Annotated in this window: 27 protein-coding genes; 21 read left to right on the top strand and 6 right to left on the bottom strand. The window is 75.7% G+C overall.

Annotation, left to right across the window (positions count from 1 at the left end; all coding sequences use genetic code 11):
• Positions 1 to 26 precede the first annotated feature (26 nt).
• From C229_RS0109585 to C229_RS0109550, 8 genes are all read left to right on the top strand, one after another.
• The gene (locus tag C229_RS0109585) at positions 27 to 1,157 is read left to right on the top strand and encodes a glycosyltransferase family 4 protein (RefSeq protein WP_018654848.1); all 1,131 of its coding nucleotides are present in this window, start codon (positions 27 to 29) and stop codon (positions 1,155 to 1,157) included.
• Positions 1,158 to 1,261: 104 nt separating this feature from the next.
• Positions 1,262 to 2,059, top strand: a complete 798-nt coding sequence (locus C229_RS0109580; RefSeq protein WP_018654847.1) for a hypothetical protein — start codon at positions 1,262 to 1,264, stop codon at positions 2,057 to 2,059.
• Between the two features lie 1,054 nt (positions 2,060 to 3,113).
• On the top strand, positions 3,114 to 4,289 hold the full coding sequence (locus C229_RS0109575) for a M23 family metallopeptidase (protein WP_018654846.1): 1,176 nt from the start codon (positions 3,114 to 3,116) through the stop codon (positions 4,287 to 4,289).
• A complete protein-coding gene (locus C229_RS30095) occupies positions 4,276 to 5,001 on the top strand; it encodes a hypothetical protein (protein WP_051108927.1) in 726 nt (241 codons plus the stop codon). Before C229_RS0109575 ends, C229_RS30095 begins: the two co-directional genes overlap by 14 nt.
• Positions 4,998 to 6,485, top strand: coding sequence for a ferredoxin (locus C229_RS0109565; RefSeq protein WP_155884742.1), 1,488 nt, complete (start codon positions 4,998 to 5,000; stop codon positions 6,483 to 6,485). The genes C229_RS30095 and C229_RS0109565 overlap by 4 nt, the downstream gene beginning before the upstream one ends.
• 53 nt (positions 6,486 to 6,538) lie before the next feature.
• A complete protein-coding gene (locus C229_RS30090) occupies positions 6,539 to 7,144 on the top strand; it encodes a DUF4142 domain-containing protein (RefSeq protein WP_018654844.1) in 606 nt (201 codons plus the stop codon).
• 17 nt (positions 7,145 to 7,161) lie between these two features.
• Positions 7,162 to 8,193 (top strand): DUF1996 domain-containing protein, encoded by a 1,032-nt coding sequence (locus C229_RS30085; protein ID WP_081639814.1) that lies wholly within the window; start codon positions 7,162 to 7,164, stop codon positions 8,191 to 8,193.
• A 30-nt stretch (positions 8,194 to 8,223) separates the two neighbouring features.
• On the top strand, positions 8,224 to 8,877 hold the full coding sequence (locus tag C229_RS0109550) for an SDR family oxidoreductase (protein WP_026313616.1): 654 nt from the start codon (positions 8,224 to 8,226) through the stop codon (positions 8,875 to 8,877).
• A 38-nt stretch (positions 8,878 to 8,915) separates the two neighbouring features.
• On the opposite strand, the gene C229_RS34885 is transcribed toward C229_RS0109550, so the two are convergent.
• The 3 genes from C229_RS34885 to C229_RS0109535 form a co-directional block, all read right to left on the bottom strand.
• Positions 8,916 to 10,184, bottom strand: coding sequence for a nucleotidyl transferase AbiEii/AbiGii toxin family protein (locus C229_RS34885; RefSeq protein WP_018654842.1), 1,269 nt, complete (start codon positions 10,182 to 10,184; stop codon positions 8,916 to 8,918).
• Positions 10,181 to 10,786 (bottom strand): hypothetical protein, encoded by a 606-nt coding sequence (locus C229_RS0109540; protein ID WP_018654841.1) that lies wholly within the window; start codon positions 10,784 to 10,786, stop codon positions 10,181 to 10,183. The genes C229_RS34885 and C229_RS0109540 overlap by 4 nt, the downstream gene beginning before the upstream one ends.
• Positions 10,787 to 10,886: 100 nt before the next feature.
• Entirely contained in the window at positions 10,887 to 12,674 is a 1,788-nt protein-coding gene (locus C229_RS0109535) for an AMP-dependent synthetase/ligase (protein WP_018654840.1), read from the bottom strand.
• 193 nt (positions 12,675 to 12,867) lie between these two features.
• Between C229_RS0109535 and C229_RS0109530 the strand changes: the two genes are divergently transcribed.
• The 6 genes from C229_RS0109530 (at position 12,868) to C229_RS0109505 (ending at position 17,068) form a co-directional block, all read left to right on the top strand.
• Complete coding sequence (locus C229_RS0109530; protein WP_018654839.1) at positions 12,868 to 13,578, top strand: copper homeostasis protein CutC; 711 nt, start codon at positions 12,868 to 12,870, stop codon at positions 13,576 to 13,578.
• Positions 13,579 to 13,610: 32 nt separating this feature from the next.
• Complete coding sequence (locus C229_RS0109525; RefSeq protein ID WP_018654838.1) at positions 13,611 to 14,375, top strand: metallophosphoesterase family protein; 765 nt, start codon at positions 13,611 to 13,613, stop codon at positions 14,373 to 14,375.
• Positions 14,376 to 14,436: 61 nt separating this feature from the next.
• Complete coding sequence (locus C229_RS0109520; protein ID WP_018654837.1) at positions 14,437 to 14,871, top strand: SRPBCC family protein; 435 nt, start codon at positions 14,437 to 14,439, stop codon at positions 14,869 to 14,871.
• A 91-nt stretch (positions 14,872 to 14,962) separates the two neighbouring features.
• Entirely contained in the window at positions 14,963 to 15,367 is a 405-nt protein-coding gene (locus tag C229_RS0109515) for a hypothetical protein (RefSeq protein ID WP_018654836.1), read from the top strand.
• Positions 15,368 to 15,413: 46 nt separating this feature from the next.
• Entirely contained in the window at positions 15,414 to 16,358 is a 945-nt protein-coding gene (locus tag C229_RS0109510; protein WP_018654835.1) for an ROK family glucokinase, read from the top strand.
• Positions 16,359 to 16,363: 5 nt separating this feature from the next.
• Positions 16,364 to 17,068: an endonuclease/exonuclease/phosphatase family protein gene (locus tag C229_RS0109505; RefSeq protein ID WP_018654834.1), complete on the top strand. Its 705-nt coding sequence runs from the start codon at positions 16,364 to 16,366 to the stop codon at positions 17,066 to 17,068.
• A 155-nt stretch (positions 17,069 to 17,223) separates the two neighbouring features.
• Here C229_RS0109505 and C229_RS0109500 read toward each other — a convergent pair whose 3' ends face one another.
• A complete protein-coding gene (locus C229_RS0109500; protein ID WP_018654833.1) occupies positions 17,224 to 18,024 on the bottom strand; it encodes a hypothetical protein in 801 nt (266 codons plus the stop codon).
• 352 nt (positions 18,025 to 18,376) lie between these two features.
• On the opposite strand from C229_RS0109500, the gene C229_RS0109495 reads away from it, so the two are divergent.
• The 7 genes from C229_RS0109495 (at position 18,377) to thiI (ending at position 25,482) form a co-directional block, all read left to right on the top strand.
• Positions 18,377 to 19,093: a lysophospholipid acyltransferase family protein gene (locus C229_RS0109495; protein WP_018654832.1), complete on the top strand. Its 717-nt coding sequence runs from the start codon at positions 18,377 to 18,379 to the stop codon at positions 19,091 to 19,093.
• Entirely contained in the window at positions 19,093 to 20,250 is a 1,158-nt protein-coding gene (macS, locus tag C229_RS0109490) for a MacS family sensor histidine kinase (RefSeq protein ID WP_018654831.1), read from the top strand. The genes C229_RS0109495 and macS overlap by 1 nt, the downstream gene beginning before the upstream one ends.
• Before the next feature lie 42 nt (positions 20,251 to 20,292).
• A complete protein-coding gene (locus C229_RS0109485; RefSeq protein ID WP_033424245.1) occupies positions 20,293 to 20,925 on the top strand; it encodes a response regulator in 633 nt (210 codons plus the stop codon).
• 3 nt (positions 20,926 to 20,928) lie between these two features.
• The gene (locus tag C229_RS0109480) at positions 20,929 to 22,404 is read left to right on the top strand and encodes an FGGY-family carbohydrate kinase (RefSeq protein ID WP_018654829.1); all 1,476 of its coding nucleotides are present in this window, start codon (positions 20,929 to 20,931) and stop codon (positions 22,402 to 22,404) included.
• Positions 22,405 to 22,569: 165 nt separating this feature from the next.
• The gene (locus C229_RS0109475) at positions 22,570 to 22,971 is read left to right on the top strand and encodes a hypothetical protein (RefSeq protein WP_018654828.1); all 402 of its coding nucleotides are present in this window, start codon (positions 22,570 to 22,572) and stop codon (positions 22,969 to 22,971) included.
• 112 nt (positions 22,972 to 23,083) lie between these two features.
• The gene (locus tag C229_RS0109470) at positions 23,084 to 24,109 is read left to right on the top strand and encodes a 6-phosphofructokinase (protein WP_018654827.1); all 1,026 of its coding nucleotides are present in this window, start codon (positions 23,084 to 23,086) and stop codon (positions 24,107 to 24,109) included.
• Positions 24,110 to 24,243: 134 nt separating this feature from the next.
• Positions 24,244 to 25,482 (top strand): tRNA uracil 4-sulfurtransferase ThiI, encoded by a 1,239-nt coding sequence (gene thiI / locus C229_RS0109465; protein ID WP_018654826.1) that lies wholly within the window; start codon positions 24,244 to 24,246, stop codon positions 25,480 to 25,482.
• Here thiI and C229_RS30075 read toward each other — a convergent pair.
• Positions 25,479 to 25,955: a DUF4232 domain-containing protein gene (locus C229_RS30075; RefSeq protein ID WP_276203305.1), complete on the bottom strand. Its 477-nt coding sequence runs from the start codon at positions 25,953 to 25,955 to the stop codon at positions 25,479 to 25,481. The two genes, thiI and C229_RS30075, sit on opposite strands and share 4 nt — an antisense overlap.
• Positions 25,956 to 26,368: 413 nt before the next feature.
• The coding region (locus C229_RS36060; RefSeq protein WP_420804664.1) for a DUF5954 family protein at positions 26,369 to 26,458 on the bottom strand (90 nt) is incomplete at its 5' end.

Genomic DNA, 26,458 nt, shown 5'->3' with positions numbered 1-26,458 from the left:
CGGCGCCGTCGTGAGGCCGGAGAGAGATGAGCACGAGGACCCTGGTCGTCACCAACGACTTCCCGCCCCGGCCGGGCGGCATCCAGGCGTTCGTCCACAACCTCGCGGCGCGGCGGCCGGAGGGGTCGGTGGTGGTGTACGCGCCGGAGTGGAAGGGGGCGGCGGCGTTCGACGCCGAACAGCCGTTCCCGGTGGTGCGGCATCCGACGTCGCTGATGCTGCCGGAGCCGGGGGTGCTGCGGCGGGCGGGGGAGATCCTGCGCGCGGAGCGGTGCGACTCGGTGCTGTTCGGGGCGGCGGCGCCGCTGGGGCTGCTCGGCCCCGCGCTGCGGCGGCGGGGGGCCGCCCGGCTGGTGGGGCTGACGCACGGGCACGAGGCGGGCTGGGCGGCGCTGCCGGGGGCGCGGCGGCTGCTGCGCCGCATCGGCGACGGCACGGACGTGCTCACCTACCTGGGCGAGTACACGCGGTCGCGGATGGCGCGGGCGCTGACGCCCGCGGCGGCGGCCCGGATGGCGCGGCTCGCGCCGGGCGTGGACGAGACGGTGTTCCGCGCGGGCGCGGGCGGCGCGGCGATCCGGGACCGGCACGGCCTGACCGGCCGTCCGGTGGTGGTGTGCGTGTCGCGGCTCGTCCCGCGCAAGGGGCAGGACGCGCTGATCCACGCGTGGCCGTCGGTGCGGGCGCGGGTGCCGGACGCGGCGCTGCTGCTGGTCGGCGGCGGCCCGTACCGGGCCGACCTGGAGCGCCTGGCCGTCGAACGGGGCGTCACGGACTCGGTGGTGTTCACCGGCAGCGTCCCGTGGGAGGAACTGCCCGCCCACTACGACGCGGGCGACGTGTTCGCGATGCCGTGCCGCACCCGCCGCCGGGGCCTGGACGTGGAGGGCCTCGGGATCGTCTACCTGGAGGCGTCGGCGACGGGGCTGCCCGTCGTGGCGGGCGACTCGGGCGGCGCGCCGGACGCCGTCCTGGACGGGGAGACGGGCGTCGTCGTCCCGGGCCGGTCGGTGCGCGGCGTCGCGACGGCGCTCGCGGACCTGCTGACCGATCCCGTCCGCGCGAAGGAGATGGGGGAGCGGGGACGCGCCTGGGTGGAGCGCGAGTGGCGCTGGGAGATCCAGGCGGCGCGCCTCGGCGCCCTGCTCGACGGGTGATTTGGCGCCCCGTGCGCCCTTCGTCGTGATCTTTGCGTGACGCCCGGACGATCGTCCGTGGTGGTGCGTATCGCGGCCCGGGCAACGGTGGCAGGATGCGTGCCATGGCGGACGTCGAAGACGCGTGGACCCCGGTCGCGGGGGATGCGGTCGGGTGGCTGGCGGAGTTGGACCCGGACCACTGCTACTCGGGCTTCGAGCCGCCCGGCCGGCCCGACGCGGCCTGGGTGCTGCACGCGATGTACGTATGGCGCGACGGGCTCGTCACCACGACCCACGACGACGTGCACCGCTCGGTGCGGGCGGCGGGCCTGTCCGAGCCCGAGCCCGACGGGCTGGAGAGCGCCGTCGGGGAGCTGCTGGAGGACGCCGTCGTCACCGGCAGCCAGCTCGGCCGCAGCGGCCACCCCGGCGCGGGGTGGCGGCGGCTGCGGTGGGCGGAGCTGGCGCGCGGGTTCGGCGGCCCGGTCGTGCCGGACGGCGAGTACCCCGGGCACCGCTGCCTGCGTCAGGCGCATCCGACCGGGAGCTGGTCGGCGGCGGTGGAGCCGCCCGCCGAGGGCTGCCTGGACCGCGAGGGCTGGCACCGGCTGATGACGATCCTCGCCCGGCACAGCCCGGACGGCGCCGACACCGAGTGCCTGGCGTACTACTGCCCGCTCGTCACCGCCGAGTGGGACCGCGAGACCGTGCTGACCGGCAGGCTGCTGGACGCGCCCGAGCTGTACGACCACCCGGAGATGGAGAGCTGCCCGTCGAACCTGTGGGCCCGGGACCGGTCGTGGGTCGTGTACTGCGACTGGGACCTGTGGGGGACCAAGGTCGTGGGGCCGTCCGCGCTCATCCAGGACCTGCTCGCCGACCCGGAGCTGGAGGCGCTGCGCCTGCCCTGGGCGGGCTGAGCACCGGCGGACGCGCCGCCCCGCGCCCGTCGTCGCGGTGGCGGTCGCGGAAACGCGAAGCCGCGCCCGGCGTCCGGTGAGGGACGCCGGGCGCGGCTTCCGCGTGCCGGCCGCGCCAGGGCGGGGACTGGTCCGGTGCGGGCTGGGCGGTCCCCGGTCGGCATCGGACGGGAGCGCCGAGAGGGGTCGCACGCACCGGCGCGCGGCCGGTCGGTTCCGACGTTAGGCCGACGCCCGCTCTAGAACGAGGTTCTTAAGGCGCGTTTAAGGTTCACCTCATTCCGGCCTAAGCCTGGAACGTGCCGGTATATCCCGCACGGTTTCCCGCCCCGCGCGTGAACCCTCCGCCGCGTCCGCCCGTACCCCTGCCGGACACGGCAGGACCGGGCAGGCGCGGAAGGTGGGTGCGGTGGATCGGCGTGAACACGAGCCGGTACGCGTGACGCGGCAGAGCTTCGGCGGCCGGGTGGGCCTGCCCCCGGCCGCCCGGCCCCGGCGTCCCCCACCGCCTCCGCAGGCCCCTCCGCCGGTGGCGCCCGCAGGGGACTTCGAGGAGTTCTGGCGGCGACCCGGTGCGCGCCCGGCGGCACGCCGCCCGTCCCGTGGACGCCGCCGGGCTCCGAAGCGCCCGGACGTGACGGCCAGCACGGGCGGGGTCGGCGGCGCGGTGCCGCTGATGGGGCGCCGCCGTGCGTCGAGGCGTGCGGTTGTGACGGCCAGTACGGGGTGGGTCGCTGGCGTGGCGCTGCTGATGGGGCGCCGCCGTGCGTTGAAGCGGACGGTCGTGGCGGCCAGCACGGGCCGGGTCGGCGGCGCGGTGCCGCTGATGGGGCGCCGCCGTGCGTCGAGGCGGGCGGTCGTGGCGGCCAGCACGGGGTGGGTCGGTGGCGTGGCGGGGCGCCGTCGGGCGTCCAAGCGGGCGGTCGTGGTGGCGGGCACGGGGCGGGTCGGCGGTGTGGCGCCGCTGGCGGGGCGTCGTCGGGGGTCGAGGCGGGCGGTTGTGACGGGGCGTCGTCCCGCCCGGCGGACGCGGCGTGGTCCGGTGGGGGTGCGGGTGGGCGAGCGGGTGGGTGTCGGGGCGGTGCTGCTGTCGCTCGTTGTCGGGTTCGCGTTGCTGGCCGTCGTTGAGCAGGCGGTGCTGAGCGGCGGCGGAGTGGTTCCGGATGTGGACCGGGCGGGCGCCGAGCGCGGGGTGCCGCGTGAGCGTGCCGAGCCGCGTGCGCGTCCGGCCGTCCCGGCGCCCGCGCGTTCGGTGGCGCCCGCGCCGACGCGTGCGGCCCCGCCGCCGCCCTCCCGCGCCGCTCTGCTGGCCCGGGTGCGGGCGGTGACGGCGGAGCGGCGTGGCCCGGGCGCCCGCGAGGAGTTCGGCGTCGCGCCGCCCGCGCCGCTGGCCGAGGTGGCGCGCGTCAGCGCGGACGGGCGCTGGGCGTTCGGCACCGCCGCGATCCCGGTGCCGCGCGCCCGGCCCGGCACCCCGCAGATCGCGTTCTTCGCGGCCCGCTGGACCGGCCGCGACTGGCAGGTGGCGCTGTCGGGCGGCACGGCGTTCGCGCCGCTGGCCGCGCGGCTGCCCGCCGCCGTCCTGCCCCCGGCCGAGGCGCGGACGCTGACGCGGCACAGCGCGCTGACCGGCGCCCGCGCGGTCGCGTCGATCGACGGCACCCGCGCCGGGGACGGCCTGGAACTGCCCTGGCGGACCGGCGCCGTCTGGACGATGACCCCCGCCGGGAACCGCGCGGCGGGCCGTCCGCTGGCCGCCCTCGCCTTCGCGGGCGGCGACGGCGCCGTCCGCGCCCCCGCCGGAGGCCGCCTGTACCGGTTCTGCGCCCGGGGCGGGACCGGCGGCCTGCTCGTCCTCGTCCACGGAACCGGCCTGGCCACCATCTACGACGGCCTGCGCGCGCCCACCCGCGCGCGGCCGGGCACGGTCGTCGCGCGCGGCGCCGTGCTCGGCCGCACCGGCACGGCCCGCGCCTGCGGCGGCGCGCCCGCCGCCCGTCCGCAGGTGCGGTTCGCGCTGCGGCGCGGCGCCGAGGACGTCCCGCTGGAGAACGCCTGCCTGGGCGGCTGGCGGTTCCGGCAGCGCGCCGACCCGCTCGTCGGGTTCGCCGAGCGCGGCGGCCTGGAGGTGCTGCCGGGCGGGCGGCTGGCCAACTTCGGCCCGGTGCCCGTGGAGGACGCCCCCGCCACCGACGACCCTCCCACCAAGGAGCCCGATGAAGGACGATGACCTCCCCGCCCCGCCCTCCTGGGCGTTGCGCGCGGTGCTCGCGGGCTGCGCGGTGGTGCTCGCGGGCGCCGCGACGCCGCTCGGCGCCCAGCTGACCGGCGGCGTCCAGCGCTTCCTGCTGTACTACGCGGGCGTGTTCGCGCTGCTGGCGCTGACGGCGGCGGTCGTGACGGGCCTGCTCGCGACCGAACGGCTCATCCTGGCCATCCGGCACCGCGTGCTGGCGCAGGCGGCGCACCGCGCGGCGTCCACGCTGGCGCTGACGTTCGTCGTCGCCCACCTGCTCGTCAAGATCCTCGGCGGGCTGGCGCTCCCCGCACAGGCCGTGGTGCCCGGCCCCGGCCCCGTCGGGCTCGGCACGCTGGCGTTCGAGCTGATGGTGCTCGTCGCGGTGACGGGCGTCCTGCGGTCCCGCTTCGCCCGCCGGGAGCGCCCGTGGCTCTGGCGGACCCTGCACGCCGCCGCCTACGTCGCCTGGCCGCTGGGCATCTCGCACGGGCTCACCGCCGGACGAGCCGCCGCGCCCTGGGTCGTGCTGAGCTACGTGCTGTGCGTCGCCGCCGTCGCGCTGGCGCTGCTCACCCGCATGATCGTCGTCGTCCGCCCCCGCGACGTCCGCCGCGCCGGTGAACGGCTTCCCGCCCCGCGGACGCCCCGCCGCCCGGCGCCGCGCGCCGACGACGCCCGCGAGGCGGGCGGGGTGCCGTGGTGAGCGCGGTCGCGGTCGGGCATCTGGGCGGTCCCCGGCTGACGCTGGGGTTCGACCGGTGGGAACGGCTGGACCTGGAACGGCACCTGGCCGTGCACGGCAGGCTGCCCACGCCCGACCTGGACGAGGTCGTCGCCATGGCCGAGCGGGCCGGGCTGCGCGGCCGGGGCGGCGCGGGCTTTCCGTTCGCGCGCAAGCTCGCCGCCGTCGCCGCGCGCGTGGCGCACCCGGCGGCCGACGCGGACGCGCTGCTGCCCGGGGAGACGCGCGGGTCGCGGCGGCCCGGCGCGGACGCCGTCGTCGTCGTCAACGGCGCCGAGGGCGAGCCGGGGAGCGCCAAGGACAAGGTGCTGCTGTGCCGGGCGCCGCACCTGGTGCTGGACGGCGCGCAGATCGCGGCGTCGGCGCTCGGCACCCGCCGGATCGTCGTCGCCGTCGAGGACGACGCGGCCGCCCGGTCGGTCCGGGCGGCGATCGGGGAGCGGCGGATGCCCGCGCGCGTCGTCCGGCTCACGGAGCGGTTCATCTCCGGCGAGAGCGGCGCGGTCGTCCGGGCGGTCAACGGTGAGGTGCCGGTGCCGCCGGGCGTCAAGGTGCGGGCCGCCGAGGCCGGGGTGGACGGCGCGCCGACGCTGCTGTCCAACACCGAGACGTTCGCGCAGCTCGCCGTCCTGGCCTCGCTCGGCCCCGACCTGTACGCGTCCGCCGGGACCGCCGACGAACCGGGCACGACGCTGCTCACCGTCGGCGGCGCCCGCGTCGTCGAGGTCCCCTACGGCACGCCGCTGCGGACCGTCCTGGACGCGTGCGAGGTGCCGCCCGGCGACCCGGTGCTCGTCGGCGGCTACCACGGCGAGTGGCTGGACGCCGGGGGAGCGGCCCGGGCGGTGCTGTCCCGCGCGGGGATGCGGGCGGTGGGCGCGTCCGTCGGCGCGGGCATCGTCCTGCCGCTGCCCGCCGGGACGTGCCCGCTCGGCGAGGCCGCCCGCGTCGCCGCCTACCTGGCCGCGCAGTCGGCGGGGCAGTGCGGGCCGTGCCGGCTCGGGCTGCCCGACGTCGTCCGCGTCATGAACGGCCTCTGCGAGGGCACGGCGGGCGTGGACGAGCTGCGCCGCGCCGCCGGGATCGGGCGCGGCCGGGGCGCCTGCTCGCATCCGGACGGCACCGCCCGGTTCGTGCTGTCGGCCGCCGAGGTGTTCGCCGACGACGTCGAACTGCACCGCGCCGGAGGCTGCGGGCGGCCGACGTTCGGCGTGCTGCCGCTGCCCGTCCCGGACGGCTCGGAGGGCCGCGTCGCGATCGACTGGAGCCGCTGCGACGGCCACGGGCTGTGCGCCTACCTGCTGCCCGAGCTGATCCAGCTCGACCGCTACGGCTTCCCCGTCGTGCTCGGCACCGACATCCCGCGCTGGATGGAGCGGGACGCGCGCCGCGCGGTGGCGATGTGCCCGGCGCTGGCGCTGCGCGTCACCACCGGTCCCCGGTGAACCGCGCGTCCCGCCCGGCGCGTATCCCCCGTCGAGAGGAAGGAGACGCCGCGATGCGCAGGCGAACGCTGCCGGGGATTCCGCCCCGGCTGATGCTGGCCGTGACGGCCGCGCTGTCGGTCGCCGTGACGGTGCTGGTCGTGCTGAGCCCGCCCGGCGTCCCCGCCGACGGCGAGACCCGCGACGGCCGGGCCGTCACCCGCTGGGGGCCGCTCACCGACGCCGACCGGCAGCTCCTGACGGCGGTCCGCCGGGCCGGGCTGTGGGAGATCCCGGCCGGGCAGCAGGCGCAGCAGCGGGCGTCCAGCACCCGCGTCAAGGAGGTCGGAGACGCGATCATGCGGCAGCACATGGAGCTGGACGAGGACGCCCGCCGCACCGCCGACCGGCTCGGCGTCATCCTGCCGAGCGAGCCGAACGCCGACCAGAAGGCGTGGCTGGCGGAGATGTCGCGCACGTTCGGCGCCGACTACGACCGCGTCTTCGTGCTGCGGCTGCGCGCCGCCCACGGCAAGGTCTACGCCGTCATCGCCCGGACCCGCGCGCAGACGGAGAACACCGAGGTCCGCGCGTTCGCGGACCGGTCGATGCGGTTCGTCAACAACCACATGAGGCTGCTGGAGAGCACCGGCCTCGTCACCCCGTCCGCGCTGCACTGACCCCCGAGGAGATCCCGATGACCAGGACCCGAGCCGTGACGGCCGCGCTGTCGGCGCTGCTGCTCACGACGGCGCTGGCCGCGCCCGCCACGGCCGACCCGCGCGACCGGCGGGGCGGCCGGGCCGCGCCGACCACGGCGCCCGCCGAGGAACCGCCGCCGAACCAGGTGATGGAGGGACCGCCGCCCACCGACTTCGCGCCGATCCGGCAGGCGCCGCGCCGTCCTGAGCCGCGCGTGCGGCGGGGCGGGTCGCGGGGGTCGTTCACCTCGCGGTGCGGACGCAACGAGAACGGCCACCACAATCCGGACAACTTCATCGTCGCGCCCGGCGTCGCCAACGGCGCCCACCACATCCACGACTACGTCGGCAACCTGTCCACCGACGGGTTCTCCACCGACGAGAGCCTGGACGCCGCCGGGACGACCTGCGCCAGGGGCGACAAGTCGACCTACTTCTGGCCCGTCATGCGCGTCCGCGACCAGCGGGACGACTCGGACGCGGCGCGGCAGAGCGAGGCGGACGGCAACGTCGGCCGGATCGTCACGCCGACGCTGGCCCGGATGCGGTTCACCGGCAACCCGCGCTCCCGCGTCACCGCGATGCCGCGTTTCCTGCGGCTGATCACCGGCGACGCCAAGTCCGGCACGAACGGCGCCGCCAACGCCCGCGCCCGGTGGACGTGCTCCGGCGCCGGGGACCGCGCCTTCACCGACCGGTACCCGCTGTGCCCGCGCGGCGCACAGGTCCGGCGCGTGCTGGAGTTCCCGTCCTGCTGGGACGGCCGCAACACCGACAGCGCCGACCACCGCTCGCACGTGGTGTTCCCGGCCCGCGACGGCGCCTGCCCGGGCGGGACGCGGGCCGTCCCGCGCCTGGTCATGACGCTCGGCTACCGGCTGCCCGCCCGCCCGGCGGCGTTCGCCGTGGACAGCTTCCCCGAGCAGGGCCACGCCCCGGTCACCGACCACGCCGACTTCGCCAACCTCATGCCGGACGCGCTGATGCGGCAGGTCGTGACGTGCATCAACCAGGGCCGGTCCTGCTGAGGTCACGGACCGTTATCTACGATCGGGACCATGAACATTGTGATCGCGGGAGGACACGGCCAGATCGCGCTGCGGCTGGCCCGGCTGCTGAGCGGACGGGGCGACACCGTGCGGAGCCTGATCCGCAAACCGGAGCAGGCCGACGCCATCCGGGCGACGGGCGCCCAGCCCGTCGTCCTGGACCTGGAGAACGCGAGCCCCGAGGAGGTCGCCGAACGGCTCGGCGGCGCGGACGCCGCCGTCTTCGCGGCGGGCGCCGGGCCCAGGAGCGGCGTCGAGCGCAAGGACACCGTCGACCGGGGCGCGTCGGTGCTGCTGGCCGACGCGGCGGGCCGCGCGGGCGTCCGGACGTTCGTGCAGATCTCGGCGATGGGCGTGGACCAGCCGCCCGCGCCGGACGCCGGTGAGCAGTGGGCCGCCTACGTCCGCGCCAAGCACGCCGCCGAGGAGGACCTGAAGGCCCGCGACCTCGACTGGATCATCGTCCGCCCCGGCCGCCTCACCGACGAGCGCGGCACCGGCAAGATCACGCTCGGTGAACCGGACGTCGGCTACGGCGAGGTCACCCGCGACGACGTCGCCGCCACCGTCGCGGCCCTGCTCTCCGCCTCCGGCGCCGAGCACCGCACCCTCGACCTGATCAACGGCGAAACCCGCATCACCGACGCCGTCGCCGCACTGTGACGACCCGCCGTCCGCCCCCTCGCGGGGCGGACGGCGCGTCAGCGCAGGCGGTCGAGGGCGAGGTCGCGGGCGCGGGGCGACCGGCGCAGGTAGCGGGCCCACCGCTCGTCGGCGGCGGCGTAGCCGCGCATGACCTCGTCCAGCACGGCGGGCGCGTCGGCACGGTCGCGGCCCCGCAGGGCCAGCACGATGACCGTGGCCTCGGGGAACCAGACGCGGTCGGGGCCCGCCATCCGGCGGACCACGCCGTCCATGCCCTCGCGCGCCAGGACCCCGGCGTAGTGGGCGATGCGCGGGCGCAGCAGCTCCACGGCCCGGTCGTGCGGGTCCTCGGGCAGCCCGGTGGCGCCGGTGAGCAGCGGCGTCAGGAACGCGCGGAGCCGCGCCGCGTCCGCGACGCCGCCGGGCAGGCCCGGGTACTCCTTGGCGAACTCGTCCCAGTCCACGTCCGGGCCGAGGTCGGACGCGCGGGGCAGCCGGTGCAGGTCGGAGGCGTCGGCCGCGACGTACACCCGGGCGAGCAGCCGGTACGTCAGCGTCGTGTCGCGGGCGAGCAGCAGCGCGTCGTAGGCGTCCTTGCCCTGCGGGTACATATCGTTGAGCACCCACATCACCTTCCACGCCAGCGACAGCTCGCGGGTGGCGCCGAGCAGTTCGACACCGCCCGGGAGCACCGTCGGCTCGGGCGGCACCGGCAGCAGCTCACCGAACACGAAGTCGAGCTGGACGGAGCCCTCCAGCCCGCCCGCGTGCCAGCCGAGCACCAGGCGGCGGCCCGGAACGCGGTCGTAGGTCCAGATCTCGTCGCTCAGCACCTCGGTGGCGTCGACGCGGACGTCGTCGCCGCCCGACAGCGCCTCGGCGCCCGCCGCGACGTCCTTGAACAGCGCGGCGGTGCGCGGGTCGTCCAGTTCCCAGTCGCCCGGCACGACGACGAAGTCCAGATCGCCGGGCTCGCGGGCGTCGTCGCCGTACCAGGCGCGCAGCAGCACGCTGCCACGCAGCACCAGGTGCTCGCGCCACGGTGACGCGGCGATCGCGGCCAGGACGTGATCCCGGGCGCGGCGCCGGGCCGCGAGCCAGCGCGCCTGCACGGCCGGGTCGGTGAAGCGGGGCTCGCCCGCGCGGACGGCGCGGGCGTGCTGCTTGAGCGCCGGGTCGAACACCATCGGCTGCCGGGCGCCGGGGACCGGGCCGACCGTCGCGGGCAGCCCGGCCCGCGCGCGGGTCGCGGCGTCGGGCCGCGCCTGCGGGATGATCCGGTCGGCGGGCCAGGGACCGAATCCGATCTCGTCCCAGGACGTCATCGCGGGTTCCCCTCGGTGATCCAGCCGTCGTCCAGTGACTCGGCGTCGTCGTCCACGACGTACTCGCGTTCGACGGCCGCGATCTCGTGCCCGGCGGCGCGCAGCGCGGCGACGAGCGCGGCCAGCCGGGCGCGCGCGGTGGCGTCCCCGACGCCGTGGCAGCGCTGCGTGACGAACCGTTCGGCGCGGCCGTCGGACCGGACGCGGCGGGCGTTGCGGGACACGTGGGCGTGGTGCGGTCCGGCGACCGCCGCCGGGTCGCCGCCGGGCGGCAGGACGAGCTTGACATGGTGCTCGAAGTACCGGCCGGGTTCGGCGGCCTCGTCGGCGGCGGGGACGCCGTCGTTCCACGGCGCCGCCTCGATCTTGACGCGCAGCACCGCGAAGCCGTCCGCCGCCAGTTCGGCGCTCGCCCGCCGGGCCTTCGCCCGGGCCGCGTCCAGGCTCCCGGACGCGCGGAGCGTCAGCATCGGCTGCGACGCCGCGCGCCCGCGTGCCAGCACGATGTGCGCGCACCGGACGCCGCGCGCGGCGGACCAGCGTTCCAGCGCCTCCGCCTCGCCCGGTGCGACCGTGACGTGCACCTCGAAATCTCCGAACACCCGTCGATGATCCCAGCGCGCCCGACCGGAATCATTCGGATTGCCGGGAACGCGGAAGGGGCGGCGCCCCGGTCGGGTGCCGCCCCTCGTGTTGCGGACGTCAGGTGTAGAGGGCCTCGATCTCGTCGGCGAAGTCCTTGATGACCGCGTGGCGCTTGACCTTGAGGCTCGGGGTCATGTGGCCGGCCTCCTCGGAGAAGTCGACGCCGAGGATCTGGTACTTCTTGATCGCCTCGGCCTTAGAGACCGACCTGTTCGCGTCCTCGACGGCCTTCTCGATCGCGGCGACGAGGTCGGGGTCCTCGCGCAGCTCGTCCACCGTCATCGCGGCGGGCTTGCCGTGCTGCTCCTTCCAGGGGCCGAGGCCCTCCTCGTCCAGGGTGATCAGCGCGCTGATGAACTTGCGGCCGTCGCCGACCACCAGGCACTGGCTGATCAGCGGGCTGGCGCGCAGCCGGTCCTCCAGGGGGGCCGGGGCGACGTTCTTGCCCGCCGCCGTGACGAGGATCTCCTTCTTCCGGCCGGTGATCTTCAGGAAGCCGTCGTCGTCGAGGGAGCCGAGGTCGCCGGTGTGGAACCAGCCGTCCGCCAGCGCCTCCTTGGACGCGGCGTCGTTGTTCCAGTAGCCCCCGAAGACGTTGATGCCCTGGACGAGCACCTCGCCGTCCTCGGCGATCCTGACGGTGACGCCCGGAATCGGCTGCCCGACCGTGCCGACCTTGATCGCGGACGGCCGGTTGACGGTCGCGGGCGCCGTCGTCTCGGTGAGGCCGTAGCCCTCCAGGATCGTGATGCCGACGCCGCGGAAGAAGTGGCCGAGCCGCTCGCCCAGGGCCGCGCCGCCCGACACCGCGAACTGCACCTTGCCGCCGACGGCCTGGCGCAGCTTGCCGTACACCAGCACGTCGAACACCTTGTGCTTGGCCTTGAGCCCGACGCCCGGCCTGCCGGTCGCCAGGGCCTCGCTGTAGGCGATGGCGGTCGCGGCGGCGGCGGCGAAGATCTTGCCCTTGCCGCCCGCGATGGCCTTCTGCTCGGCGCCGTTGTAGACCTTCTCGAACACGCGCGGCACGGCCAGCAGGAACGTCGGCTGGTAGCTGCCGAGGTCGGGCAGCAGGTTCGGGATGTCGCTGTGGCCGAGGACGATGCCCGCCTCCACGACGCCGACCTGGATGAGCCGGGCGAACACGTGCGCGAGCGGCAGGAACAGCAGCGTGGACGAGCCGTCCACCGTGACCTCCGACAGCGCGCCCTGGATCGCGTTGCGCGCGGTGGAGACGAGGTTCGCGTGCGAGATCTCGCAGCCCTTGGGGCGGCCGGTGGTGCCCGAGGTGTAGACGAGCGTGGCCAGGTCGGCGCCCTGCCGGACGGTCCGGCGCTCGGTCAGCGTCTCGTCGGAGACCTGCGCGCCCGACGCGGCCAGGGCGGCGACGTCACCGGCGTCGATGCCCCACACGTGGGCGAGCGACGTCAGCTCGGCGCGGACCTCGGCGACGGCCGCCAGGTGCTTGTCGGACTCGGCGAAGATGCCCTTGGCGCCGGAGTCGCCGACGATCCAGGCGACCTGCTCGGACGAGGACGTCTCGTAGATCGGGACGACGACCGCCCCGGCCGCCCAGATGGCGTAGTCGAGGACGGTCCACTCGTAGCGGGTGCGCGACATCAGGGCGACGCGGTCGCCGGGCTCGATGCCCGCCGCGATCAGCCCCTTGGCGACCTCTCCGACCTCCTGCGCGAACTCGCGCGCGGTGACCGCGCTCCACGACTCGCCGCTCTTGCGCCGGACGACGATCGTGCCGGGCGCCTCCTGCGCGCGGGCGAACGGCGTTTCGGTCAGGTTGGTGGCGCCGGGCACCTCCACCAGGGCGGGGACGCTGAACTCGCGCACGGCCACTCCTCCAAGATTGAGCACTGCGGGGCGAGAAGACGGTACCGGTTTCTCAACGGTTGATGATACCCGCGAGTAGGTAAAGCGGCCGGAAACGGTACGGGCGGTTAAGGGAGCGGCAAAAACCCGTGGTCCGGCGTCGATCCGGAAGATCGTCGCGCCTACGCTCGGGGGCCACGGGAAGGAGCCGCCCATGGCGCTGCTGGAAGTGATCGCCGTGTCGGCCGCCGACGCGCGCGCCGCGCAGGACGGCGGCGCCGGCCGCGTCGAGGTCGCCGCCGACATGATCGCGGGCGGGCTGACGCCCGATCCCGGCGTCGTCGCGGCCATTCGCGCCGCCACGACGCTGCCGCTGCGCGTCATGCTGCGCGCCAACGCCGGGTTCCGCACGTCGGCGGGCGAGCTGGACCGGCTGCGCCGCGCCGCCGAGGCGCTGGCCGCCGCCGGGGCGGACGGCTTCGTGTTCGGCTTCCTCGACCCCTCCGGCGCGCCCGACGCCGCCGCCGTCGGCAAGCTCGCCACCGAGATCGCCCCGCTGCCGTGGACGTTCCACCGCGCCTGCGACACCGCCGCCGACTGCGGCCACGACGCGTGGGCCGCGCTGCACGAGCTGGCCGCCCGTCCCGGCTCGACCCTGGACGCCGTGCTCACCGCCGGGTCGCCGCGCGGCCTGGACGCGGGCGGCGCCGCGCTCGTCCGCCGCGCCGCCGAGGACCCCGCCGCCGCGCGGCTCGTCCTGGCCGGGGGCGGCCTGCGCCGCCGCCACGTCGCCGCGCTCGCGGCGGCGGGCGTCACCGCGTTCCACGTCGGCCGCGCCGTGCGCCGCGACGGCACCTTCGACGGCCCGGTCGACGCCGGGCTCGTCCGCGAGTGGCGCGCCCTCGTGGACGCCGCCGCGTCCTGAGCGCGGACGCGCGCCCCATTAGAGTCGGATTCATGCGGATCCACGTGGTGAGCGACGTGCACGGCAACGCCGAGGCGCTGAAACGCTCCGCCGACGGCGCCGACGCCCTGATCTGCCTGGGCGACCTCATCCTGTTCCTCGACTACTCCGACCACGGCCAGGGGATCTTCGCCGACCTGTTCGGCCAGGAGAACACCGACCACTTCATCGCGCTGCGCACCGCCAAGCGGTTCGACGAGGCCCGCGCCTTCTCCCGCGAGATGTGGGCGTCGCTCGACGACGCCTGGGCGCACGTCGAACGCGCCGTCCAGCGCCAGTACGCCGAGCTGTTCGCGGCGCTGCCCACCCCCGCCTACCTCACCTACGGCAACGTCGACATCCCCCGCATGTGGGCCGAGCACCTGCGGCCCGGCCACCACGTCCTGGACGGCGAGACCACCGAGATCGGCGGGCTGCGCTTCGGGTTCGCGGGCGGCGGGCTGCGCACCGAGTACCGCACCCCCCACGAACTCGACGACGACGTCTACGCCGCCAAGATCGACGCGCTCGGCGAGGTGGACGTGCTGTGCACCCACATCCCGCCCGAGGTGCCCGAACTCCTCTACGACACGGTCGCGCGGCGGTTCGAGCGCGGCAGCGTCGCCGTCCGCGAGCTGATCGAGCGCACCCAGCCGCGCTACGCGCTGTTCGGGCACGTGCACCAGCCGCTCGCGGCGCGGACGCGCATCGGGCGCACCGAGTGCGTCAACGTCGGTCATTTCCGCGCGCGGGGGGTGCCCTTCGCCCTGACCGTGTGACAGATGCCCGACGATGTGAGAGACAGAACGCCGACACGAGCGAGCCGGAGGGACGGCGACGATGGCGGACCGGACGAGTTCCACGATCACGATCGACGCGGAACGGGACGAGATCATGACGGTGATCGCGGACCTGCCCGCCTACCCCGACTGGGCCAGCGGCATCCGCGAGGTCACGGTCGAGCGGACCGGCGCGGACGGCCGCGCCGAACGGGCCCGCCTCACCTTCGACGGCGGTCCGTTCAGCGACACCGTCGGCCTGGCCTACACCTGGGAGGGCGACGACGCGGTGCACTGGACGCTGGACAAGGCGGGATCGGTGGTGACGGGCCTGCACGGCTCGTACGCGCTCGTCCCGGCGGGCGCGGCCACCGAGGTCACCTACGAGCTGGCGGTGGACGTCCGCGTCCCCATGATCGGCATGGTGAAGCGCAAGGCCGAGAAGCGGATCATCGACGCCGCGCTGAAGGGCCTCAAGCGGCACGTCGAGAGCTGACCCGCGCCGCGCCCGCGCGGCGCGGGTGAGAGCTTGCTTCCCCGCCCGGGGCGATACCGTTTCACGCCGACGACGGATGGACAATGAACAGATGACCGAGCAGCAGCCGGGCGGTGTCCTCGACGAGGCGGTGAAACTCCTCGACGTCCTGCGGCGGCGTGCCGCGTGCGGCGGGAGCGCCGCGCGGGACGGCGCGGACGTCTGGGGCGACGCCGTGCGCGCCGACCCGCCGCACGTGACGGGAGCGGGCCCATGCCGCGACTGCCCCGTGTGCCGGGGCCGCGCGGCCGCCCCGGACGTGCGGCGGCACGTCGCCGCCGCCGGGCGGTCGCTGCTGGCGGCCGTCCGCGACGTCGCGGCGGCGGCGCAGCGCCCGGCTCCCGGCTCGGCCGCCGGTCCGCGCCGTCCGTCCTCCACCCCGGAGGCGGGCCACCCCGGCGCGGACCGCGGGAACCCGTGGGCCGCCGCCACCGGCGACCCGGCGGACATCGGTTAGCGCACCCCGCCCCGCCCGGGGCGATCGGCAAGGAGGAGGAGCACCCATGGCCCTGACCATCGGTGTCGATGTCGGCGGTACGAAGGTCGCGGCGGGCGTCGTGGACGACGACGGCGCGATCCTGGAGAAGGTGCTCCGGCCCACCCCCTCCACCGATCCGGAGGAGACGGCGCTGGTGATCGGCGAGGTCGTCGACCTGCTGCGCGGCAAGCACCCGGAGGTCGCCGCCGTCGGTCTCGGCACCGCCGGGTTCGTCGACGAGGACCGTTCCACCGTGCTGTTCGCGCCGAACCTGGCCTGGCGCGACGAGCCCATCAAGAAGAAGGTCGAAGACCACGTCGGCCTGCCCGTCGTCGTGGAGAACGACGGCAACGCGACCGCGTGGGGCGAGGCGCGGTTCGGCGCCGGGCGCGGCCAGGACTTCATGGTCTGCGTGACGCTCGGCACCGGCATCGGCGCGGGCATCATCATCCACGGCGAGCTGAGCCGGGGCGCGTTCGGCATCGGCGCCGAGGCCGGGCACTTCCGCGTCGTCCCGGACGGGCGGCGCTGCGGCTGCGGCAACCGGGGCTGCTGGGAGCAGTACGCCAGCGGCAACGCGCTGGTGCACGAGGCCCGCGACCTGGCCCGGGTGGCGCCCGCGATGGCGGGGCGCCTGCTGGAGCTGGGCGGCGGCCGTCCCGACGGCATCAACGGGCACCAGGTGACGCAGGCGGCCCGCGAGGGCGACCCGGCCGCGCTGGAGTGCTTCCGCACCGTCGCGCAGTGGGCGGGTCAGGGCCTGGCCGACCTCGGCGCCATCCTCGACCCGGGCGCGTTCGTCATCGGCGGCGGCCTGTCGGACGCGGGCGACCTGCTGCTCGACCCGATCCGCACCGCGTTCGAGAACGCGCTGACCGGGCGCGGGCACCGCCCCAAGCCGCAGATCCGCATCGCCGAGCTGGGCCCGGCGGCGGGCATCGTCGGCGCCGCCGACCTCGCCCGGATCTGACCCCCGTGTCGCCGCTGCGGCTGGTCAGCTACAACGTCCGGTCGCTGCGCGACGACGCGGCGGCCGTGGCGGCCGTCGTCCGGGCGCTCGCGCCGGACGTCCTGTGCCTTCAGGAGGTGCCGCGGTTCGGGCGGTGGCGGTGGCGGCGCCGGGCACTGGCGCGCGCGTGCGGGATGCGGATCGTCGCGGGCCGCCGCGCGTGCGGCCTGGCGGTGTTCGCGGCGCCGGGCGTGCGGCCGGTGGGGCGCGAGTTCCACCTGCTCGCCAAGGTGCCGGGGCTGCACCGGCGGGGCCTGGCGGTCGCGGCGCTGGAGCTGCCGGACGGCGCCCGGTTCACGGCGGCCTCGACCCATCTGGACCTGCGCCCCGAACCGCGCCTCGCGCACGTGCGGGAGGTCCTGCCGCTGCTGGCGCGCTTCGGCGCGCGGCACGGTCCGGTCGTGCTCGCCGGGGACATCAACGAGGAACCGGGCGGGCCGTCCTGGACGCTGCTGTCCACCGACCTCCGCGACGCCCACGCAGTCGCCCCGTGCGGTGAGGCCGCCACCTTCCCTGCCGCGAACCCGCACCGCCGCATCGACGGCGTCTTCACCGACCCGTCGATCACCGTAGAGGGCTGCGGCGTCCCCCCGGCTCCCTCGCTCGTCGCGCTCTATCCGGCTGCCACCGACCATCGGCCGCTGGTAGCAGACCTTCGGCTGCCCGGGTGAAATCGCGCCTCAGCCACCACGCGGGCACGTTGACCGGCCGGCGCGGAGACGCCGAAGGCGAGCCGCGCCGGCCGGATCGCGAAGCGATGCCGTGCCCGCAAATCCCCGGTTAGGCTGCGAGCCCCAGGCGAGCGGCCGTAGGCCGGGGATTCTTTCTACACCGCCGCGCCGCCGTCGGGGTCGCGGGGTTCGTCGCCCATGCGCAGGACGAGCGTGACGAAGCCGCCGATGAAGGCCGCGACCGCCAGGAACGCCGCCCAGCCGGGGACGTACCAGTCGAGCAGGACCGTGCACAGCAGGTAGAGGGGGCCGCCGACCAGGGCCGCCCAGGCGCCCTTGGTGACCGGGTCGGTGCTGGGCATCGGCGGCGGGGGCGGCGGGACGAAGTGGGCGTCGTCGTCCTCTTCGAGCGGGCCGTCCGCGTCGTCCTCGGCGGGCTTGATGACGCGGGCGCGGGGGAGCGCGCCGGTACGGTCGTCGCCCTCGGCGGGCGGCTCCTTGGGCTCGGGAAGGCTCTCGGAGTCGGGCCAGGGCACGCGCTCGCCCGCCGCCGGGGCCGCGTCGAACCCGGCGACGATCTCCGCCCAGATGGCGTCCTCGTCGCGCGCGGCGGCGGGCGGCTCGGCCGGGGCGGTCTCGGGCGTCCGGCCGGGGTGCGGCGGCAGCGGCTCGGCGTCGCCCGCGCCGCTCTCGCGCAGTCGCAGCAGGTGGACGCGGAGCACCCCCTCGGCCTGCGGCTTCATGGCGTCGTCGACGAACAGCCGGTCGAGGGTGTCGTCGGCGGCGGCCGGGCCCTCGTCCAGCACGGTCGCCGGATCACCGGGCTCGCCGGGGACGGCGTAGGCGGCGACGCCCGCGTCCCGCAGGGCCGCCAGCACGGCGTCCGCCAGATGGGGCGCCAGGTCGACGAGCGGGGCGTAGCTGTCCGCTGAGAGTCCGTTGCCTCGGCGATTCACGGGGCCGGCTCCTCCGTCGACTCCGGGACGGCCGTCCGCGCGCAGACGACCGTCGGTTCCGCATTGCACCGGACACCCGCAGGGGGGCGCACCGGGTGGGTACCACGGTAGGCGCCCGGCCGCCCGGGGGCATCCCCGCGCGGTCGCCGCCCGCCGTGTTCCTCCGAGCCTACGTTCCCGCGCGGCGTCGCGGGGCCGCCGGGGCGGGATGGGCGGATTCGCGCGCCGGGTGCGTACGGGATCGTGACGGGATGCGCACGGCGGGGGAGCACGGTGGGCAACCACGGCGCGAGGTGGGAAGATGTCCCATCATCTCCCCGCCCGTCCTCGGGTCGCACGGAAGGCGCCGGCCATGCTGTGGTTCTGGATCCTGCTCAGGATCGTCCTGTCACCGATCCTCTACCTGGGCTGGCGGCCGCGGAACTCGGGCATGCGGCACGTGCCCAAGCGCGGTGCCGCGCTGCTGGTGTCCAACCACCTGTCGTTCGCGGACCACTTCTTCGGCCCGCTGCCGCTGATGCGCCCGATCTTCTTCATCGGCAAGGGCGAGTACTTCACCGGCCGGGGCATCAAGGGCCTGATCAGCAAGGGGTTCTTCACCGGCGTCGGCGTCGTCCCGGTGGACCGCACCGGCGGCAGCGCCGCCGAGGCCGCGCTGGACACCGGCCTGCGCATCCTCGGTGAGGGCAAGCTGCTCGGCATCTATCCCGAGGGCACCCGCGCGCCCGACAACCGCCTCTACCGGGGCAAGACGGGCGTGGCGCGGCTGGCGCTCAAGGCGAAGGTCCCGGTCGTCCCGATGGCGATGATCAACACGTTCGAGCTGATGCCCTCCGGCCGTCCGCTGCCCCGGCTGGGCATCCGGCCCGGCGTCCGGTTCGGCGCCCCGCTGGACTTCTCCCGCTACTACGGGCAGGAGGACGACCGCGAGGTCCTCCGCAAGATCACCGACGAGATCATGCAGGCGATCCAGGGGCTGTCCGGCCAGGAGTACGTCGACCGCTACGCCGCCGAGGTCAAGGCCGAGATGGAGGGCAAGACCCCGCGTCCCGTCTCCGACGACGACTAGTGGGCCTGGAGGCCGCCCTGTGGCGGGCGGTGGCGGTGTACCGGTGGCTGTCCCTCGGGTACGCGGCGCTGCTCGTCACGATGAACTACCCCGGCTACGCGCATCCGCTCGCGGGCTGGGCCGTGCTGGGCGTGATGGCGGTGTGGTCGGTCGTCGCCACGGTCGGGTACGCCGATCCGCACCGCCGGGAGGGGACGTCCGGGCGGGTGCTGATCGGCGGTGACCTTCTCGTCGCGGCGGGCGCGCTGCTGGCGACGTCGTGGGTCGAGACGCCCGAGGGGCTGGCCGCCGGACGGCCGACGCTGCCGGTGTCGTGGGTCGCCGCGTCGGTGCTGGCGTGGGCCGTGCAGGGCGGGCGGCGGGCCGGGCTCGTCGCGGCGGCCGTCCTCGGCGCCGGGAACCTGCTCGTGCACGTGCTCGGCGGCACCGGCGGCCCGCGCGGGCCGGGCACCTTCAACGGGATCGTGCTGCTGTTCCTGGCCGGGCTCGTCGTCGGGCACGTCGTGCGGCTCGCCCGCGACGCCGAGGCGCGGCTGGCGCGGGCCGTCGAGCTGGAGGCCGGGACGCGCGAACGCGAACGGCTGGCCCGCAGCATCCACGACTCGGTCCTCCAGGTGCTCGCGATGGTGCGGCGGCGCGGGGACGCCCTCGGCGGCGAGGCCGCCGAGCTGGGACGTCTCGCCGGAGAGCAGGAGGCGGCGCTGCGTGCGCTGGTCGGCACGTCGGCGCCGACGCCCGGCGGCGACGCCGACCTGCGCACGCTGCTCGCCGCGCACGGCTCGACGTCGGTGACGGTGTCCACGCCCGCGACGCCGATGCGGATGCCCGCCGCCGTCGCCGGGGAGATCGACGCGGCCGTCGCCGCCGCCTTGGACAACGTGCGGCGGCACTGCGGCCCGGAGACGCGCGCCTGGGTGCTGGCGGAGGACGACGGCGCGGGCGGCGTCCTGGTCAGCGTCCGCGACGACGGGCCCGGCATCGAGCCGGGACGGCTGGACCGGGCGCGGGCGTCGGGGCGGCTCGGCGTCGCGCAGTCGATCCGGGGCCGGGTCCGCGACCTGGGCGGCACGGCCGAGATCGTGTCGGCGCCGGGGGAGGGCACCGAGATCGAGCTGTCGGTCCCCGGCGTGCTGTCGGATACGTCCGCGTTCTCCTAGGCTGGGGCCGTGACCGAGACTCCGGCGGCCCCGCTCCGCGTGATGATCGTGGACGACCATCCGATGTGGCGCGACGCCGTCGCCCGCGACCTGGCCGAGGCGGGCCACGAGGTCGTCGCGACGGCGGGCGACGGCCGCACGGCCGTGCGCATCGCCGCCGCCGCGCGCCCGCAGGTCGCGATCGTCGACCTCCAGTTGCCCGACATCTCCGGCGTGGAGGTGACGCGGCGGCTCGTCGCCGCCGAGCCGCCGGTGCGCGTCCTCGTCCTGTCGGCGAGCGGCGAGCAGCAGGACGTCCTGGACGCCGTCAAGGCGGGCGCGACCGGCTACCTGCTCAAGTCGGCGGGGCGGGAGGAGTTCCTGACCGCCGTCGCCCGCACCGCGACCGGCGACGCCGTCTTCACCCCCGGCCTGGCCGGGCTCGTCCTCGGCGAGTACCGCCGTCTGGCCGCCGCCCCCCGCGACGACGGCGCGCCCCGCCTCACCGACCGCGAGACCGAGGTCCTGCGCCTGGTCGCCAAGGGCCTGACGTACAAGCAGATCGCCGCGCGGCTGGTGATCTCGCACCGCACCGTGCAGAACCACGTGCAGAACACGTTGGGCAAACTCCAGCTCCACAACCGCGTCGAACTGGTCCGCTACGCGATCGAGAAGGGCCTGGACGGCCCGGAGTAGGCGGTGAGCCGGGACGAGGCGGTCTTCGTCGGCGTCGACCTCGGGACGCAGGGCGTCCGCGCGCTGGCCGTCACGGCCGTCGGGGACGTGCGCGGGGCGGGCGGCCACCCGCTGACGGGCCGTCGTGACGGACCCCGGCACGAGCAGGACCCGGAGCAGTGGTGGACGGCGGTGGGCGCGGCGTGCCGCCGGGCGCTCCGGGACGTCCCGGCCGGGGCGGTGCGGGGCGTCGCGGTGGACGCGACGTCCGGGACGTTCCTGCTGACCGGCGCGGACGGCCGTCCGCTGACACCGGGCCTGATGTACGACGACCTGCGCGCCGCCGCCCAGGTGGAACGGGCCGACCGCGCCGGTGCCGAGGTGTGGCGGCGGCTCGGCTACCGGCGGATGCAGCCCGCCTGGGCGCTGCCCAAGCTGCTGTGGCTGCTGGAGCACCGCCGCGACCTGCGCGGCGCCCGGCTCGCGCACCAGACCGACTTCGTCAACGCCCGGCTCTGCGGCCGTCCCGTCGCGACCGACCTCGGCAGCGCGCTCAAGACCGGCGCCGACCTCATCGCGGAGGACTGGCCGCACGACGTCCTGGCCGACCTCGGCGTCCCGGCCGGGCTGCTCCCGCCGCTGACGCGGTCCGGGACGCCGCTCGGCGCCGTGAGCCCGGCCGCCGCCGAGCACACGGGCCTGCCGCCCGGCACGCCGGTGCTCGCCGGATGCACGGACGGGTGCGCCGCGCAGCTCGGCACCGGCCGCCTCACCCCCGGGTCCTGGAACTCCGTCCTCGGCACCACGCTCGTGCTCAAAGGCGTCACCGACGACCTCCTGCACGACCCGCACGGCGTCGTCTACTCCCACCGCGCGCCGGACGGGCGGTGGCTGCCCGGCGGCGCGTCCGGCGCGGGCGGCGGGGTGCTGGCGCGCGACTTCCCCGGCCGCGACCTGGCCGCGCTCGACCGCGCCGCGCGGCGGTACGAGCCGTCCGGCGCGGTCACGTATCCGCTGGTCTCGGCGGGGGAGCGGTTCCCGTTCGTGGCGCCCGGCGCGTCGGGGTTCGTCCTGGGTCGTCCCCGGGACGAGGCCGACCGCTTCGCCTCGATCCTGCAAGGCGCCGGATATGTCGAGCGGCTGTGCCTCGACTACCTCGACCTGCTCGGCGCGCCCGTCGGCGGCGACCTCACGCTGACCGGCGGCGCCGCGCGCAGCGCCTACTGGTGCCGGTTGCGCGCCGACATCCTCGGCCGCCCGGTGATCCTGCCCGCGAACGCCGAACCCGCCCTGGGCGCGGCGGTGCTGGCCGCGTCCGCGGACCGTCCCCCGGCCGAGACCGCCGCCGCGATGGTCCGCGTCCGCGCCACCCTCGACCCCCGCCCGGCGCACCACGCCCGCTTCACGGCCGGTTATCTCACCCTCGTCGCCGAGCTGGAACGACGCGGCTGGCTACCCCCGCCGGTCGCGGCCCACGCGCGGCGAAGCGCCTCCGGCTGACGCCGGGCGCCGCACCATGGGCGAACCCGTGCCGTACATCCGCGCCGAGTGAACCTGTGGGTGGTGCGGCGGGGTCGGCTTCCGCCTGGTGGCGGCGAACCCGGGCCGGGCGTGGCGCGTCTCAGTCGGTGACGGGCGGGGGGTCCTACGGCATGGGGAGAGGTCATGGCCGGGGTCGTGTTCGCCGCCGCGCACGCGCCGGTGTTCCTCGCGGTGGTGGGGTACGCGCGGGGCGTCGCCGTCCGGGGGCGCGTTCCGCAGGAGGAACCGGACGCCTACGCGGTCGGTCGCCTGGTCGGCGGTACGCCCCGGGCGACGCTCGCGGCCGCGGCGGCGCTGCGGGCGCGGACCGAGCACCTGTGGCGTGAGCCGGGAATCCGCGCGGCGGACGACGACGTGCGCGACGGGCTGGTCCGCGACGGGCTGGTCGTGGGGCCGGGGGTTCGGCGGCGTTTGCGGTGGGCGGTGGCGGCGTTCGTCCCGCCGACCGTCGCGGACGGTCCGGGGCGTGTTCGGGTGGGTTCGTCGGTCTTCCTTCCCGGTGCCCGGCGACGCACTATGGTCTAGACCAGTGGCGGCGCGCCGTGCGGGGAATGCCCGGAGGCGGCGCGGCCGCGCGGCTAGGGTCGGTCCGGTAGGAAGTCGAGGGAGGAGACCGGTGGCTGGAGAGGGAGAGGGCATGCGCGTCGGAGTGCTGACCGGAGGCGGGGACTGCCCCGGCCTGAACGCGGTGATCCGCGCCGTCGTGCGCAAGGGCGTGCAGGTCTTCGGATACGAGTTCGTCGGGTTCCGCGACGGGTGGCGCGGCCCGCTGGAGGGCGACACGGTCGCGCTCGACGTGCCGGCCGTGCGGGGCATCCTGCCGCGCGGCGGCACGATCCTCGGCTCGTCCCGCACGAACCCGGTCAAGGTCGAGGGCGGCATCGAGCGCATCAAGGACAACCTGGCCGGGCTCGGCGTGGACGCGCTCATCGCCATCGGCGGCGAGGACACGCTGGGCGTCGCGAGCCGCCTGCACGAGTCCGGGGTGAACGTCGTCGGTGTCCCCAAGACGATCGACAACGACCTCAACGCCACCGACTACACGTTCGGCTTCGACACCGCCGTCAACATCGCCACCGAGGCCATCGACCGGCTGCACACCACCGCCGAGAGCCACCACCGCGCGCTGATCTGCGAGGTCATGGGCCGCCACGCGGGCTGGATCGCGCTGCACGCGGGCATGGCGGCGGGCGCCAACGTCATCCTCATCCCCGAGCGGCCGTTCGACATCGAGAAGGTCGTCGAGTACGTCGAGAGCCGCTTCAAGACGCGGTACGCGCCGATCCTCGTCGTGTCCGAGGGCGCCCACCCGCTCGACGGGCAGATGGAGCTCCAGACCGGCGAGAAGGACGCGTTCGGGCACGTCCGCCTCGGCGGCATCGGGCAGCGCCTCGCCGACGAGATCGAGGCCCGCACCGGCAAGGAGGCCCGCGCCACCGTGCTCGGGCACATCCAGCGCGGCGGCACGCCGAGCGCGTTCGACCGCGTCCTCGCGACCCGCTTCGGCCTCCAGGCCATCGACGCCGTCCGCGACGGCGACTTCGGCACGATGGTCGCGCTCCAGGGCACCGACATCGTCCGCGTCGGCCTGGACGAGGCCACCAAGGAACTGAAGACCGTCCCGGCCTCGCGCTACGAGGAGGCCGAGGTCTTCTTCGGCTGACCGTCCCCGCACCACGGCCCGGCCCCTCGGCCGGGCCGTTCCGCGTTTCGGGAACACCGAATGCGGGTCGCGGCATTGACCTGGGTGGGTCACACTGAGGAACCCGCCCCGGCTCTGTTGGAGGAACACCGATCATGACCACGCTCGACGCCGCGCCCGTCGCGGTATCCCAGCAGCACGCGCCGGTGGACGGCGAGCCGTGCGTGCTGATCAAGCTCGGGGAGGTCGTGCTCAAGGGCAAGAACCGCGAGCTGTTCGAGCGGCGCCTCGCCGACAACGTCCGCACCGCCGTGCGGCCGATCGCCCGGGTGGACGTCATCCGGCGGCACGGGGTGTTCATCGTCCGCACCAAGGACGCGAACGTCGAGCTGATCGACCGGCTCGCGGCCCGCATCAGCGACGTCATGGGCATCGTGTGGGCGCACCGCGCCTGGCGCGTCGGCAAGGACGTCGCCAGCGTCGAGCGCGCCGCGCTGGAGCTGATGGACGGCGTCACCGGCAGCTTCGCCGTCCGCTCCAAGCGCCGCGACAAGCGCTTCCCCCTCACCTCCACCGAGCTGGACCGTCTCGTCGGCGGCCGCATCGCCGACGCCTACGGCCAGCCGGTCCGGCTGAAGAACCCCGACCACACGGTGTCGATCGAGGTCGACCGCGACGAGGTGTTCGTCTTCTCCGGCGGCGTCCCCGGCCAGGGCGGGCTGCCGGTCGGGATGAGCGGCCGCGCGCTGGTGCTGATGTCGGGCGGCATCGACTCGCCGGTCGCCGCGTACCGGATGATGCGGCGCGGCCTGCGCGTCGACTACCTGCACTTCTCCGGCATGCCGTTCACCGGCCCGGAGTCGATCTATAAGGCGTACGCGCTGGTCCGCGAGCTGGACAAGTTCCAGGGCGGGTCGCGGCTGTTCGTCGTGCCGTTCGGCAAGGCGCAGCAGCAGATCAAGTCGTCGGGCGCCGACAAGCTCGCGGTGATCGCGCAGCGGCGGCTGATGCTGCGCACCGGCGAGGTGCTGGCCCGCCGGCTCGGCGGCGGCGCGCTGATCACCGGCGACGCGCTCGGTCAGGTGTCCAGCCAGACGCTGGCCAACCTCACCGCGCTCGACGACGCCGTGGAGCTGCCGATCCTGCGTCCGCTCGTCGGCATGGACAAGATCGAGATCATGGACCAGGCCCGCCGGGTCCGCACCCTGTCGATCTCCGAGCTGCCCGACGAGGACTGCTGCTCGATGCTGGCCCCGCGCCGCGCCGAGACCCGCGCCAAGATCGACGACCTGCGCCAGATCGACCGCCGGCTCGACGCCGACGAGCTGGCCGAGCAGCTCGCCGGTTCGGTGCAGGAGCACCGCCCCGTCTACGGCGACGCCGCCGCGTCCTAGGACGCCGCCCACGGGTTGATCGTGACCCGCCCGGTCGTGCCGATGTCGACGCCGCCGGGGGGACGCACCACGACGGGCGTCTCCCCGGGCGCGGGCGTCACCTCCAGGTAGGGGGCGCGGACGGCAGGTCGGTCCACGGCCTCGACGGTGTTCCGCCAGATCAGCACGGCGGACGCGGACTCTCCGGGCGCGAGCGTGATCGTCCGCACCGGCTTCTCGGTGCCCGCGACGACCTTCACCGGGATCGGCGCGCGGTTCTCGTCGAGCAGCCGCACGGCCGGGCGTCCCCGCAGCCGGTAGGTGCCCTTGCCCTTGTGCGTGAGGTCGATGCCCAGCCCGCGCAGCCCGGTCGCCGCGCTGGGCTCGCCCACGCAGACGCGCACCGGTGAGCCCGCGCAGTCCGGCCCCGGCCGGGCGGGCGTCGCAAGCGGCGTCCGGTGATCCCCGGGGGACGGCGCCGCAGACGGCGACACGGCGCCCGTCCCGGACACGACCCGGTCACCGCACGCACCCGTGAACACCAACGCCACGAGAACAAGAGAAAGGCTCCGCACCGGCGCAGCCTAGAACGCGGCTCAGCCACACCTCAACCCACACGCGAGTGCGTGACGCCGCTGGAGAAGCGCAGCGGCGCCGAGCAGGACCTCAACCCGCGCGCGGGTGCGTGACGTACTCGTGCTCCAGCGGGATGAGCACGCCCTCCCTCAACCCGCGTGCGGGTGCGTGACCTGTCGGTGAAGCGATGCCGAAGGCGCGCCTCACCTGTGAGGTTGTGAGTCGATGCGGAATTTGCAGAGTCGCTGGATGCCGGGGCTTCAGTGGTCGCGCGCGGGGTCGCGGGTCGAAGGGGCGCTTGCGTGGTCGCCGTGGGGTGGGACTTCGGTGATCAGGCGTCGGGGTCGTCCGGGCGTGGGGGTTCGGGGCCGTCGGGGCCGAACAGGGTGATTCGTTCGATTCGCACGACGCGGAAGCGGCG

Origin of the sequence: Actinomadura flavalba DSM 45200 (assembly GCF_000374305.1) — a bacterium.
Taxonomy (GTDB): domain Bacteria; phylum Actinomycetota; class Actinomycetes; order Streptosporangiales; family Streptosporangiaceae; genus Spirillospora; species Spirillospora flavalba.
Note: the sequence above shows the minus strand (reverse complement) of the source record. Positions and strands in the feature narration are given on the sequence as shown.